Below are 12,857 nucleotides of genomic sequence, written 5' to 3' on the forward strand. Positions count from 1 at the left end.
CGCACGGGCCGGTGTCCGTCCGGTCCGCGCGGCCTGATGGAGCGTCATCGTACTGATGTTTCAGGAGAGTTGGCGGAGACCCCGCAGAAGGTCCCGGCTCTCCGAAGGCCCCGGGCTGTCCTGCTGGAGCTCCTTGAGCGCCTTCTCGTACTGGGCCACGTCCTCGGCCTTGTCGAGGTACAGCGCGCTCGTCAGCTGCTCCATGTACACGACGTCCGACAGGTCGGACTCGGGGAAGCTGAGGATGGTGAACGCGCCGGACTCACCGGAGTGGCCGCCGAACCCGAACGGCATGACCTGCAGCCGGATGTTGGGCCGCTCGGAGATCTCGATCAGATGCTGGAACTGCCCCCGCATCACCTCGCGGTCGCCGTACGGCCGGCGCAGCGCGGCCTCGTCGAGCACGACGTGGAACTCGGGGGCGCTCTCGGAGACCAGGTACTTCTGCCGCTCCAGGCGCAGCGCCACCCGGCGTTCGACGTCGGCCTCGCTCGCGCCGGCCATGCCGCGCCGGACCACCGCGCGCGCGTACTCCTCGGTCTGCAGCAGACCGTGCACGAACTGCACCTCGTACGCCCTGATGAGTGCGGCCGCGCCCTCCAGACCCACGTAGGTGGGAAACCAGCTGGGCAGCACGTCCGAGTAACTGTGCCACCAGCCCGCGACGTTGGCCTCTCTGGCCAGGGAGAGCAGCGAGGTGCGCTCCTGCTCGTCCGCGATGCCGTACAGCGTCAGCAGGTCCTCGACGTCCCTGGTCTTGAAGCTCACCCGGCCCAACTCCATCCGGCTGATCTTCGATTCCGAGGCGCGGATCGAATAGCCCGCCGCCTCGCGCGTGATCCCCCGAGCCTCACGCAGTCGCCTGAGTTGTGATCCGAGCAGCATGCGCCGCACCACCGATCCCGGCTCTCCCGCGCTCACGTTCGCCAGCCTCCCCAACGTCTGTCAGGGGCCGAAGTCTGCCACTAAAACACTCCGAGCAGTACTCGACCGGTTACGGAAAGGGAGCCACGGGCGAGGTTTCGGGCAGGGAGAGGTGGAGAGCAAGCCACGGAAGTGACAGGAGGGGCGTGAATATGGCGGAAAAATTGACCAACAAGCGGTACGGGAGTAACTATTTCGGTCAGCTGCACGTGCATCTGCCCTTGCATCTGCCGTACGCATCCGAAACCATGGCCTTCGCACCACCGCCGCATCGCTACTACCGCGAATCCCGGGAGTGCCTCGCATGGGGACGAATGGATCGACCATGCTCGAGCCGTTACGGCAGGGCCTTCCGCCGCTGGACCCCGCGGCCGTGTCCGACGCCGCCTCCTGCTCCCTCCCCGCCCGCTACGAAGCGGTGCGCGAGGCACGGCAGTTCGCCCGGAAGATCTGCGACCAGTGGAGCGCGGAGGACCGTTTCGACGACGTGTGCCTGGTCGTCTCCGAACTGGTCACCAACGCCCTGCGGCACGGCCTGCCGGCCGGTGCGCCGCGATCGGCGGAGCAGGGGGCTCCGGTGCGGCTGCATCTGATGCGGTGGACCGGACGGCTGGTGTGCGCGGTGCGCGACCCGAGCCACGGCAGCCCCGTCGCCCGCGCGGCGGACGACTTCTCCGCGGAGTCGGGCCGCGGGCTGCTCCTGGTCGAGTCGTTCAGCGACGGTTGGGGCTGGCAGCCGATGCGGAGCGGACGCGGCAAGGTGGTCTGGGCACTGTTCCTGCTGCGGCCCCACGGCGCGTGAGGAGAACGCGGCACCTCGGGGCGCCGCGTTCTACGCGCGTCATGCGTCATGCGTCACGTTGGGCCACCGGGCGAGGGAGCGGCGGGCGAGGCGCGCGTCACGCGCACGGCGGCGCGTTCGGGTGCACCGGGCGCGTGGGGCGCACCGGGCACGTGGGGCGCGCCCAGGTCAGCCGACGACCAGGTGGTCGAACTCGCCGTCCTTGACGCCGAGGAGCATCGCCTCGATCTCCGCCCGGGTGTAGACGAGCGCGGGCCCCTCGGGAAAGCGGGAGTTGCGCACCGCCACCTCGCCGCCCGGCAGCCGGGCGAACTCCACGCAGGAGCCCTGCGAGTTGCTGTGCCGGCTCTTCTGCCAGGCCACGCCGTTCAGCGCGGTGGCCGCCATGCCGTTGTACACGCGGGACGCGCCGGCGCCGGCGCCGCCGTACACGTCACCCTCGTACACGTCGCCCTCGTACACGTCGTGGTCCACAGATCGCTCCCCGTTGTGCACTGGCTGATGTGGCCATTGATGCAGTGGTCAACTGACCCGGATCATAGCTTTGTTCAAGTGCAAATGCATGGGCAGATGCACGTGCACGCGGGGTGTTCCCGCAGTCACAGCCCTGCGGCCCGGCCTGCCGGACCCCGTGTGAGGGGAGACGCGTACGAGGGCCCTCGTGTTCCCGCGTCGGGGCCCTCATGTTCCTCGTTTCCTCCGTCTGTCCTCGCGCGGGCTCCTCAGTCCTGCAAGCGGTCTCTTTTCTCCGTCACCGCACGGTGGCGGAGGAGCGCGAGGCGGTCACCCGGGCTGGTGGGGCGCCGGGTACGTCCTGTTAGCTGGCAGCGGTCGTTCCGGCCGACGGGGCCGGCTACAGGGAGGGGCCAGCGGTGACATCGGTGGGTCAGGACGGTACGGGGGTGCCGGAGGGCCCGGGGACGGTTTCGGAGGCGGGTTCGGGGACGGACCCGGCGGCGACGCGCTCCCGGCGCACCCTGCCCCGTCCGCGCATTCGGCTCACGGTCGCGGCCGCGGGGCTGGCCGGCGCGCTCGCCCTCGCCGGGTGCAGCAGCGACGGCGACTCCGGTGACGCCTCCTCCACGCCCACCGCGACACCGTCCGCCCCGGCCGACGCCGATCCCGACGGCGGCACCGAAGGCGGTACCGAAGGCACGGACGAGCCGGACGGTCCGGACGCGAGTGGCGCCCCGGCGGGTGAGCTGGAGGGCAGCTGGCTCACCACGGCCGACGGCAGGGCAGTGGCCCTGATGTTCACCGGCGAGCGGGCCGCCCTCTTCGCCACGGGCGGCACCGTGTGCAGTGGCACGGCGCAGGAGGGTGCCGGAACCGCGACGACGATCAGCCTCGACTGCGCGGACGGCGACGGGGGCCGGGCGAACGGCACGGTCGACTCGGTGAGCGGGCCCACCCTGAAGGTCACCTGGGAGGGCTCCCTCGGCACCGAGACGTACACGAAGGCCGAGGGCGGCCGGCTGCCGTCGGGACTTCCGACCGCCGGGCTCGGGTCGTAACGCCTGCCGCGAGGCCCCCGCCCTCCGGGTGCGCCGGAAGGGCTCTTCGGGGTGTGATGATCTGTGGGCTGCTCACGAACCCAGGGGAATCCTCATGCGCGCCATGCCGATCGCCGTCACCGCTGTCACCGCCCTCCTCCTGCTGACCGCCTGCGGCGGCGAGGACAGGAGTGACGGAGCGAAGGACGAGAACGACGCGAAGCAGGAGAGCGGGGCCTGTTCGAGCGCGACGGTGAGCCTGGAGGCCGGTCCCGCGAGCGAGGCCCCGGCCGCCGGTGACACCGGCGAGGTCCCCGTGAGCCTCGTCAACCAGGGCGCCGCCTGCGTCCTGGACGGCTTCCCCGAGGCGAGCCTGGTGGCCGGGGGTGAGCCCGTCGCACTGACCCCGGCCGAGGGCGCCACGGCGCAGGAGCTGACCCTGGCGGAGGGCGGAGCGGCCTCCTTCACGATCACCTACGTACGCGGGCCGGAGGGCACGGACGGGAGCCTGGACGCCACGTCCCTGCGGATCGGCCTCCCCGGCGACTCCGCCACCCAGGACTTCCCCTGGACGTACGGCCCGGTGGCGGTCGACGAACCGGGCGAGGCCGCGGCCGACGCGTCCGTGAGCGCCTTCCAGCGGACGGGCGACTGACCGGCGGGCGGAACGGGCGGCATCCGGGCAGGACGACGACCCGCGATCCGCGACCCGCGCGGAGCCCGGCAACCTGCACCCCCGCCTCCGCCCCGCGCGCAGCCGAACGGCCCGCACCCCACCACCACGCGGGGCCGGGCACCCCTCGGCCCGCAACCCGCGCGGGCTACGGACCGGGCACACGGACCACATCGACCGCAGACTCTCCGTGTCGCGGGCTGAAGGCTCCGCCTCCGGCCCGCGCTCCGGACACCGGGCTGCGGGCACCGGGCTGCGGACTGCGGACAACCGGGCTGCGGGCTCTAGACACCGGGCTCCGGACACCGGGCTCCGGGCTCCGGGCTCCGGGCTCCGGTTCAGCCGAGTCGTCGGCGGGCTTCGACCTGGGCGTCGTCCGCCGCCCTCGCGCCCTCCTCCCACCCCGCCGCGTCGCTCACCCCGCGCAGTCTGGTGGTCGTCGTCTCCGGGAACAGGCGGTCCAGCCGCTCGGTGACCGCGATGTCGCGGGAGGCGAGCACCGGGAGCAGGTCGTCGCTCAGCCCGCTCGTCCGGCCTTCGGCGACAGCCGCCAGGCGTGCGCCCACGCGGTGGGCGTAGGCCGCGAGGAACGACTGCCGGAAGGTCTTGGTCCGCTTGCGGCCGCCCGCCTTCTGGCCCGCCTCCGCCTTCGCCATGGCCGTACCGGCCTGCACGAGCAGTGAGGTGTAGAGCAGTTCGACCGCTTCCAGGTCGGCGGCGAAGCCGACCACGGTGGAGAAGCCGAGGGGTTCGTTCCACACGGCCCGGCAGTGGTTCGCGGTGGCGATCGCGTCGAGCAGCACGGCCTTGGTCTGCTCGTACGGCGCTTCCACCCCGATCCGGCACGCGCCCGGCGACGTCGCCGCGTGCGCCCGTACCGCGAGCAGGGCCTCGTCGACACTGTGCCGGGCCATCAGTTCCTGCGCCTTGGCGGTGAGCGCCTCCGCCTCCTCCGGGAAGCCGGTCGCCTCCGCCTTGGCGAGCAGCGCGCGGATGCGGCCGAGCATGCGGGACTCCGGACGCCGGTCACCCTCCTCGGGGTCCGCCCCGCCGGCCGTCCCGGCGCTCCCCGCCTTCCCGGCCGCCGCCTCGTCGAGGGACTCGAGCGCGGGCAGGCGCAGCAGCAGTCGGTACAGCTCCAGTACGGCCGTGGCGTGCGAGAAGCGGTCGGTGCGGGGCGGGCGCGGGGGCACGGGAGCGGCGCCGGTTCCACCGAGGGCCTCGAGCGCGTCGAGCTGGGCGGTCCAGCGGGGTCCCCGGGGCCGGTCGTGCGGCGCCTGCGCACGGATCAGTGCCGTGACGAGTCTCAGGTGCACGTCGTCCAGTTCACGCCGGACGATGCGTACGACGTCGGCGGGCTGCCAGCCGCGCCGCCAGGCGTTCGCCACGAACTCCTCGCCCCGCCGGTCGAGTTCGGTGTCCGCCGCCGGATCGGCGGCGAGCAGGGACGCACCGGTGTCGAGGGCGTCGTCGGTGGTGGCGTACAGGGCGGCCCGGAAGGCGCGTTCGACGGTGCTGGACGTGCTCGTACTCACGAGCCGATCGTGCCATGCCCCGGAAGTCCGCCACTCCACCCCCAAGTGCCAACTCGCGGTTGACACCCATCCACTGTCAACCTACCGTTGACACATGGCGACGAATCCCGGCATCACCTCATCCGTACGTCTCGACGACCTCATCGCGGCCATCAAAAAGGTCCACGAGGCACCCCTTCAGCAGCTCCAGGACGCGGTGCTCGCGGGCGAGCACCTCGGCGACGTGGCGGACCACCTGATCGGCCACTTCGTGGACCAGGCCCGGCGCTCGGGCGCCTCCTGGACGGACATCGGCAGGAGCATGGGCGTCACCCGGCAGGCGGCCCAGAAGCGTTTCGTGCCCAAGGAGTCGGCCGCCCTCGACCCGAGCGAGGGCTTCAACCGCTACACACCCCGCGCCCGCGCGGTGGTGATGGCCGCGCACGACGAGTCCAGGGCCGCGCGCAACGCCGAGGGCCTGCCCGAGCACCTGGTCCTCGGCCTGCTGGCCGAGCCGGGCGGCCTGGCCGCGAAGGCGATCACCGAGCAGGGCGTCACCCTGGACGCGGTCCGCGCGGCCGCCGCCGCGGCCCTCCCGCCGGCCGTCGAAGACGCCCCCGAGCTGGTGCCGTACGGCCCGGCGGCCAAGAAGGTCCTCGAACTCACCTTCCGCGAGGCCCTCCGCCTCGGCCACCCCTACATCGGCACCGAGCACCTCCTGCTCGCCCTCCTGGAGCACGAGAACGGCAAGGGCGTCCTCAGCGGCCTCGGCGTCGACAAGACGGCCACCGAGCGGTACGTCGCCGAACTGCTGGCGCAGGCCGTGGCGACGCGGCGGGAGGACCGCCGGGAGGAGGGGGGCGACCAGGAGCAGGCACCCTCGCCGGAGAACTGACCCCGGCCGGTGTCCGCCCCGCGGCCGGACCCCCTGGCCGGACCCTCTGGCCGGCTCCCTGACCGGACCCCGTTGTCAGACCCTCTGACCGGACCCCGTTGTCAGACCCCCCTGCCACACTCACGTCATGGCCGACCGGTGGGCGCTCGCTCCGGCCGAGGACGGTGGCGTGGACGTCGCCCCCCTCGGCCCGGACGGGCTGCCCGCCGCTGCGGTGCGGCGGGAGGCGGATGCCGCCGAGGCCGTACGGAGCCGTCCCGGTGTCACGCGGTGGGTGTGGCGGTCCACCGCCGAGGTCCATCCGCGCCTGCTCGCCACGGGGGTGCGAGTGGAGCGGTGCTACGACGTCGAGGCCGCCGAGACGCTCCTGCTCGGTCACGAAGGGCGGTACGGGCAGCCCCGTTCGGCCGCGGCCGCCCTGGCCCGGCTCCACGGCGGCCCCGTACCGCCCGATCCGCCGCAGCGTGCGGCCGAGCCGGGCGCGCAGTCGCCCCTCTTCGAACCCCGGGGCGCACACGTCCCGCTGACGGACCTCCTCACGGTCTACGCGGAGCAGCAGCGCCGGACCGAAGCGACCGCGCACCCGGACCGGATGCGGCTGCTGCTGGCCGCCGAGTCGGCGGGGATGCTCGTCGCCGCCGAGATGAACCGCGCGGGGGTGCCCTGGCGGGCGGACGTGCACCGCGCGGTGCTGCACGACCTGCTCGGCGAGCGGTACGCGGGCGGCGGCGAGCCCCGCAGACTGGCCGAGCTCGCCGACGAGGTGTCCGCCGCCTTCGGCCGCCGGGTCCGGCCCGACCTGCCCGCCGACGTCCTCAAGGCGTTCGCGCAGGCCGGGATCAAGGTCTCCTCGACCCGCCGCTGGGAACTGGAGTCCCTCGACCACCCGGCGGTGAGACCGCTGATCGAGTACAAGAAGCTGTACCGCATCATGGTCGCCCACGGCTGGTCCTGGCTCCAGGACTGGGTGCGCGACGGCCGCTTCCGGCCCGAGTTCCTGGCGGGCGGGACGGTGACCGGCCGCTGGGTGACCAACGGCGGGGGCGCGCTGCAGATCCCCAAGGTGATCCGCCGCGCGGTGGTCGCCGACCCGGGCTGGCGGCTCGTCGTCGCCGACGCCGACCAGATGGAGCCGCGCGTCCTCGCGGCGATCTCCCGCGATCCCGGGTTGATGGAGGTGGCCGGCCGGGAGACCGACCTCTACCAGTCGGTGTCCGACCGCGCCTTCTCGGGTGACCGCGCGCAGGCGAAGCTCGCCGTCCTCGGCGCGGTCTACGGCCAGACGTCCGGCGACGGCCTGAAGAACCTCGCCGCCCTCAGACGCCGCTTCCCCACGGCGGTGGCCTACGTCGACGAGGCCGCCCGCGCCGGCGAGGAGGGCCGTCTCGTACGGACCTGGCTGGGCCGCACCTGCCCGCCGGCGGCCCGTACGACGGACAACGCGGTGGAGGAGGCCGGCATCCCGCTCGCGGAGGAGGAGCCCGACGCCGCCCGGCAGTGGATACCGGGCTACGCCTCGACCGACGCCCGCGCGCGAGGCCGTTTCACCCGCAACTTCGTCGTCCAGGGCAGCGCCGCCGACTGGACCCTGCTGCTGCTCGCCGCGCTGCGGCAGGCGTTGACGGACCTGGCGGCCGAGCTGGTCTTCTTCCAGCACGACGAGGTGATCGTGCACTGCCCCGAAGAGGAAGCGGAGACGGTGGCGGGGGCGATCCGGGAGGCGGCCGAGCTGGCCGGACGGCTGACGTTCGGACCGACCCCGGTGCGGTTCCCGTTCACCACGGCGGTGGTGGAGTGCTACGCGGACGCGAAGTGACCACGGAGCCCGGCCCGGGCTCCCCGCCCGGCTCACCCCGGCCCCGGGGAGGGGGACGGGGGGCGGGTCGCGGGGAGGCCGCCCGGGGGTGAGCCGGGCGGGGCCGGCCCGGAGGCGGGTCCAGGAGCCGGCTCGCCGGAGAGTTCGCGGGTGCGCCACGGTGGCCGAGGCAGGGACTGCAGGGCGGGCCGCAGACGGCCCAGGTCCGCGCTGTTGAAGAAGTCGACGGCCTCCCACTCGTCCACGAGCGGCCACACCACTGGAGCGCGACCGGCTGCGCGAGCTCCTCAAGGACGCCGAAGCCGAGCACGGCCCGGTCGACCAGACTGCGGTCGGTGCCAAGCGAGCACTCCTGCGCGGCGGCACGGCCGGCTCGGCGGACACCACGTGAGCGGCGCCCTTGCCCCGGACTGCGAAGGCCTGACCAAGCTCGTACGACGCACACCCGAACTCACCGAGTGGCTCGCCGCCGCCGAGACCGAGGACATCCGCGTCATCACCAGCTCCGCCACCCTCGTCGAAGCCCGCACCCCCAAGACCGACCAGACCCGCTTCGGCTACGCCGTCTCACGCGTCGACGTCATCCCGCCCGTGCGACCCGCCATGCCCCAAGCAACAGAAAACCTCAGGTCAGCAACTATCTGACCTGGGGTTCGATGGAGCCGCCTTCGGGATTCGAACCCGAGACCTACGCATTACGAGGGCCTGCAAGATCATGACGAGGGGTGATCCGTGATCACGCTCGGTCCGGTTTTGCCTCGTCAGAGACTTCCCGACCTCGCAGGCGTGACACCCTAGTCTGCTGGATGCTTACCCGTCCGCTCACGCACCGCTCACGCAACCCGGAGCGGATTCTCAGCGCTTCCGCCAGTCCTTGTGCGGGTCGATGAGGGTGCTGCCCCCTGCCCACTTCATCCCGCAGACAGGGCAGATCACGTACCACTCGTCACCTGGGGCACTCTCGTCCATACGCCCCCGCTGCCCAGTTCCGGGGCAATCCTCAGTGACTTCCTCACGCATTGCTTCTCCTCCCTACAGAGCCGGCTACGCCGCGCCTTCAGCGGCGACAGCGGTGGAGCGGATCGAGTGGATGACGGACACCATGACGTCCACTGCGGCCTCGGGGAAGATCGCCTCGGGGCCGGTCGGGGCAAGCGCGGTGAACGGCGACTCGTACAGCGCGTCAACGGCTATCGTGCCGTTGCGCGCCAGGTAGTCGATCAGCTCGTTGACGAACCGGAGTTGATTGGCCGTGAATGTCTTGCCCTGCTGGAAGGAGTCGAAGGCCAGGGCCGCCGCCTCCCGCTCCAGGCCAGTCAGCGACCGGAGGAACAGGCCGAGGCCGCCCTTGGCATCCTTGATGTAGTCGATGTCCGCCGTGGTTCCGAGGCCGGCCTCAACGAAGATCTTCTCCAACTCCGACAGATCCAGGGCCGTGATCTGCTTGTTGCGGCGAATCTTCTGGACGGCGAGCTGGTCCTGGTGCGTGTTGAGGTAGATACGGATCTTCTGCTCGAAGCGGGTGAGGTCGGTACCGATCTCCATGCCGGTGAGCGTGGCAGCGGTCAACTCGCCGAGCTCGTCCTCGAAGTCGGTGTACACGATGCCGCGCTTGGTCTTCTCGATCAGTCGGACCAGGCCACGCAGACGGCGGCGCATGGTCTCCAGAAGGGGCAGTGTCACGTCCTGCCACCACTCGTCGCCAGCAACCTCGTCGAGCAAAACCTGCTGGGCCTTGATCGCGGGAATGGTCAGCTGATCGAGCAGGGTGGACGCGATCTCCTGGACCTGGTCCCGTAGCCGGGTGAAGCCCGGGTCTCCGTTCGCGACGGCGAGCTGGAGGCGAAGCGCGATCAGGTCGAATCGCTTGGCCTCCTCGCCGGCGTCGTCCTTGTCGCGGAAGGCGGTCGGGAGTCCAGCCAGGTGGTCGATGACCTCGCCGTGCGCGTCGGGCGTGAACTCTAGCCAGGCGTCGAAGTCGGCGAAGTTTTCGACCTGTTCGCGGTGCGGGCGGACCAGGAAGTTCTCCGGGTTCATCGCCGTGACCTCGTCATGCAGTCGAGTGGCGAGATCCCAGCGCAGACCGGAGTCGCTGACGGTGCCGTCGGACTCAGGCCGCGTAGCGATCACTGCGGCTGCTTGGCGGTCGCGGGCGGAGCTGTCATCGAGGGCGAGAAGCAGGTCGGCTCGGCGCTCGAAGATCCGCTGGCTCAGCGAGGGGGCGACCTTGCCTTCGGCGCGCATCAGGTTCTGGTTGAAGAACTCGATGTTCTGGCACAGGTCGAAGACCAGGAAGCCGTCCTTGCTGCGGTTCGGGCCAAAGAGGTCGGGCGCGAGGCGGGTACCACGGCCGATCATCTGCCAGAACTTGGTCTTGGAGCGCACCAGCTTGAAGAAGACGAGGTTGACGACTTCGGGGACGTCGATGCCGGTGTCCAGCATGTCCACGGAGATGGCGATCTGGGGAAGCTCCGCCGCGTCGGAGAACTTGTCGATCAGGCTCTGGGCATACTCCTTGCGGTAGGTGATGACCTGCGCGAAGGCACCCTTGAGATGCGGGTAGTTCTTGTCGAACCGCTCGGCGATGAACTCGGCGTGGTGGTTGTTGGCGGCGAAGATGATGGTCTTGCCGAGCTTGTCGCCGCCATCGACCTTCAGGCCGTGCGTCATGAGGGTCTGCAGGACCTTGTCGACGGTGTCCGCGTTGAAGAGGTACTTGTTCAGTTCCTCCGTGGTGATCTCGTCAGGGACATCACCGTCCTCGTTCCACTCCGTCTCGTCCCACTTCTCCTTGTCCTCGTCGGACAGGTCGTCGTACTTGATGCCGCCGCGCTGGAACTTCAGCGGGACATCGACGGCCCGCGGCGCCACCAGGTACCCCTCAGCCACAGCCTCGTCCAGGCTGTAGACGTCGGTGGGCACGCCGTCCTCCAGCTCGAAGCGACGGTAGGTGTTGCGGTCGACCTCGTCCTTGGGCGTCGCGGTCAGGCCGACGAGGAGTGAGTCGAAGTAGTCGAAGATCGCGCCGTACCGCTGGTAGATCGAACGATGCGCCTCGTCAATGACGATCAGGTCGAAGAAGCCGGGGCCGAAGATACGGCGGCCATCGGCGTCGGTTTGTTCGATCAGGTTCATCATGGTCGGGTAGGTGGAGACGAACACGCGCGAATGCGGGTCCTTCTCCTCCAGCAGGTTCACGGGGTTGGCACCGGGCAGGTGCTTCTTGAACTCGTTGGTGGCCTGCTTGACCAGGGCCTTGCGGTCGGCGAGGAAGAGGATGCGCTTGGCCCAGTTGGCGCGCATCATCAGGTCGCTGAGCGCGATCACGGTCCGGGTCTTACCAGAACCGGTCGCCATCACGAGCAGGGCGTGGCGCAGCGAGTCCTTCTCGAAGGAGCCGGCGATCCGCCGTATCGCACGGGACTGGTAGTGACGGCCGGCGATCTGCTCGTTGATCGGCAGCTTGGCGAGATTTCGGCGGCTGGCTCTGCGCTGGATCAGGAGGCGCAGCTCGTCCTTGGTGTAGAAGCCCTGGACCTCGCGGGGCGGGTAGTTGAGGTCGTCGAACAGGTACGTACGGTAGCCGTTGGTGTAGAAGATCACCGGCCGCTGCTTGAACTGCGCTTCCAGGGCATCGGCGTAGAGCGTCGCCTGGTACTTGCCCTGCTTCGGGTCGCGGGTGGTCCTCTTAGCCTCGACGACGGCCAGGGGCTTGCCGTCGTCGTCCCACAGGACGTAGTCGACCTTGCCCTTACCGGAAGGCGCGGCCGAGGTCGGCAGCTCGGTGACCGGATACTCACGGTCCCTCGGCTGGTCCAGCGCCCAGCCGGCCTCCTTGAGTAGGAGGTCGATGATGAGCGAGCGAGTCTCGGCCTCGTTGTAATCGTGGTTGTCCGGCTGCGCCTCGTTCGCGGCCTTGGCCGCCTTGACCTGCGCGCGCAGCTCGGCGATCTCGGCGTCGAGGTCCTGGTTCTTCTTCCGCTCGGCGGCCAGCGCGGCATCCTGCTCGGCGTACTTCTCGGCCTGTGCCTTCAGCTCGGCCTGCTTGGCAATCCGCACCTCGGCCGGGACGGGTCTAGGTATCAGTGCCGTGTCGAACGCGAGCGTAGACGCGGGAAGTTGGGGCTGGTCGCGGGTGTAGGTGCGAGCCATCCAGTACAAGACGTGGAACAACTCGGCGACGGTGCGCACCGCATCTTTCGGAGCGATGGGCGTCTTGCGGTGCACGGCGGCATTGCCCTGCCGCCGAATCACATCCATCTTCGTCCGGATCGCAGGGCCGGCCACCCTCACCAGAGTCGGCTCAGCAATCAGCGCCGCCAGGTCATCCTGGTAAGGCAGCTTGAGCGTGTCATCCGCCTCGAACATCCACGTCACCGCGAGCTCGAGCACCCTGCGGGCGTAGAACGCGGACGCGCGCGGGTCCGCGTACGCCAGTCGCTCGGCGTGTACCGCTTCGCGATGCAGGTCAGGCCACTCGGCCTGGAGGAACCCAAAGTTGCTCACGGTCACGACCTTTCACCAGATAACAATACGGCGACCTTCAGGCTGCAGACAGAGCGTCTCGCTCTAGCTCGCCGCGGAACGCGCGGTGCTGGAGCGATACAAACAGGGAGCCTTTTCCAACCTCATGCCGAGGCGTGATGAAGGACGAGGACGGCCTGGACGATCGCGGTGATGCGGTTGGTGCTGCAGCGGAGCTTTCGTAGGAGGCGCCAGCCCTTCAGCGTGGCCATGGCC

Annotated in this window: 10 protein-coding genes and 1 pseudogene; 6 read left to right on the forward strand and 5 right to left on the reverse strand. The window is 70.4% G+C overall.

Annotated features, from left to right (window positions below; all coding sequences use genetic code 11):
• Nucleotides 1-60: 60 nt before the first annotated feature.
• Nucleotides 61-885, reverse strand: a complete 825-nt coding sequence (locus ORI94_RS31100; RefSeq protein ID WP_266081791.1) for a helix-turn-helix domain-containing protein — start codon at nucleotides 883-885, stop codon at nucleotides 61-63.
• Nucleotides 886-1,249: 364 nt separating this feature from the next.
• On the opposite strand from ORI94_RS31100, the gene ORI94_RS31105 reads away from it, so the two are divergent.
• The gene (locus tag ORI94_RS31105) at nucleotides 1,250-1,726 is read left to right on the forward strand and encodes an ATP-binding protein (RefSeq protein ID WP_266081768.1); all 477 of its coding nucleotides are present in this window, start codon (nucleotides 1,250-1,252) and stop codon (nucleotides 1,724-1,726) included.
• 168 nt (nucleotides 1,727-1,894) lie between these two features.
• Here ORI94_RS31105 and ORI94_RS31110 read toward each other — a convergent pair whose 3' ends face one another.
• Entirely contained in the window at nucleotides 1,895-2,200 is a 306-nt protein-coding gene (locus ORI94_RS31110) for a DUF397 domain-containing protein (RefSeq protein ID WP_416237933.1), read from the reverse strand.
• A 518-nt stretch (nucleotides 2,201-2,718) separates the two neighbouring features.
• Between ORI94_RS31110 and ORI94_RS31115 the strand changes: the two genes are divergently transcribed.
• Together ORI94_RS31115 and ORI94_RS31120 are read left to right on the forward strand one after the other, a co-directional pair.
• Nucleotides 2,719-3,240 carry a hypothetical protein gene (locus ORI94_RS31115; RefSeq protein ID WP_266081795.1) on the forward strand — a complete coding sequence of 174 codons (522 nt, stop codon included), beginning with the start codon at nucleotides 2,719-2,721 and terminating at the stop codon, nucleotides 3,238-3,240.
• Nucleotides 3,241-3,334: 94 nt separating this feature from the next.
• The gene (locus tag ORI94_RS31120; protein ID WP_266081770.1) at nucleotides 3,335-3,874 is read left to right on the forward strand and encodes a DUF4232 domain-containing protein; all 540 of its coding nucleotides are present in this window, start codon (nucleotides 3,335-3,337) and stop codon (nucleotides 3,872-3,874) included.
• A 356-nt stretch (nucleotides 3,875-4,230) separates the two neighbouring features.
• Here the strand turns inward: ORI94_RS31120 and ORI94_RS31125 are convergent, their stop codons facing one another.
• Nucleotides 4,231-5,427: a DUF2786 domain-containing protein gene (locus ORI94_RS31125; protein WP_266081772.1), complete on the reverse strand. Its 1,197-nt coding sequence runs from the start codon at nucleotides 5,425-5,427 to the stop codon at nucleotides 4,231-4,233.
• 94 nt (nucleotides 5,428-5,521) lie between these two features.
• Between ORI94_RS31125 and ORI94_RS31130 the strand changes: the two genes are divergently transcribed.
• The 3 genes from ORI94_RS31130 to ORI94_RS31140 all read left to right on the forward strand — a co-directional run bounded on the left by ORI94_RS31130 (nucleotide 5,522) and on the right by ORI94_RS31140 (nucleotide 8,762).
• The gene (locus ORI94_RS31130) at nucleotides 5,522-6,301 is read left to right on the forward strand and encodes a Clp protease N-terminal domain-containing protein (RefSeq protein ID WP_266081774.1); all 780 of its coding nucleotides are present in this window, start codon (nucleotides 5,522-5,524) and stop codon (nucleotides 6,299-6,301) included.
• 127 nt (nucleotides 6,302-6,428) lie between these two features.
• The gene (locus ORI94_RS31135; protein WP_266081776.1) at nucleotides 6,429-8,117 is read left to right on the forward strand and encodes a bifunctional 3'-5' exonuclease/DNA polymerase; all 1,689 of its coding nucleotides are present in this window, start codon (nucleotides 6,429-6,431) and stop codon (nucleotides 8,115-8,117) included.
• Between the two features lie 387 nt (nucleotides 8,118-8,504).
• The gene (locus ORI94_RS31140) at nucleotides 8,505-8,762 is read left to right on the forward strand and encodes a hypothetical protein (protein ID WP_416237934.1); all 258 of its coding nucleotides are present in this window, start codon (nucleotides 8,505-8,507) and stop codon (nucleotides 8,760-8,762) included.
• A gap of 399 nt (nucleotides 8,763-9,161) precedes the next feature.
• Here ORI94_RS31140 and ORI94_RS31145 read toward each other — a convergent pair whose 3' ends face one another.
• Nucleotides 9,162-12,623: a DEAD/DEAH box helicase family protein gene (locus tag ORI94_RS31145; protein ID WP_266081778.1), complete on the reverse strand. Its 3,462-nt coding sequence runs from the start codon at nucleotides 12,621-12,623 to the stop codon at nucleotides 9,162-9,164.
• Nucleotides 12,624-12,745: 122 nt separating this feature from the next.
• Nucleotides 12,746-12,857: pseudogene (locus ORI94_RS31150) on the reverse strand (IS5/IS1182 family transposase); the annotation flags it as partial.

It is taken from the genome of Streptomyces sp. NEAU-W12, assembly GCF_026242095.1.
Taxonomy (GTDB): Bacteria; Actinomycetota; Actinomycetes; order Streptomycetales; family Streptomycetaceae; genus Streptomyces.

Bases quoted from the DNA above. Each gene is read 5' to 3' on its own strand.
- ORI94_RS31100 (WP_266081791.1), bottom strand. From the start codon at position 885: ATGCTGCTCGGATCACAACTCAGGCGACTGCGTGAGGCTCGGGGGATC.
- ORI94_RS31105 (WP_266081768.1), top strand. From the start codon at position 1,250: ATGCTCGAGCCGTTACGGCAGGGCCTTCCGCCGCTGGACCCCGCGGCC.
- ORI94_RS31120 (WP_266081770.1), top strand. From the start codon at position 3,335: ATGCGCGCCATGCCGATCGCCGTCACCGCTGTCACCGCCCTCCTCCTG.
- ORI94_RS31130 (WP_266081774.1), top strand. From the start codon at position 5,522: ATGGCGACGAATCCCGGCATCACCTCATCCGTACGTCTCGACGACCTC.
- ORI94_RS31135 (WP_266081776.1), top strand. From the start codon at position 6,429: ATGGCCGACCGGTGGGCGCTCGCTCCGGCCGAGGACGGTGGCGTGGAC.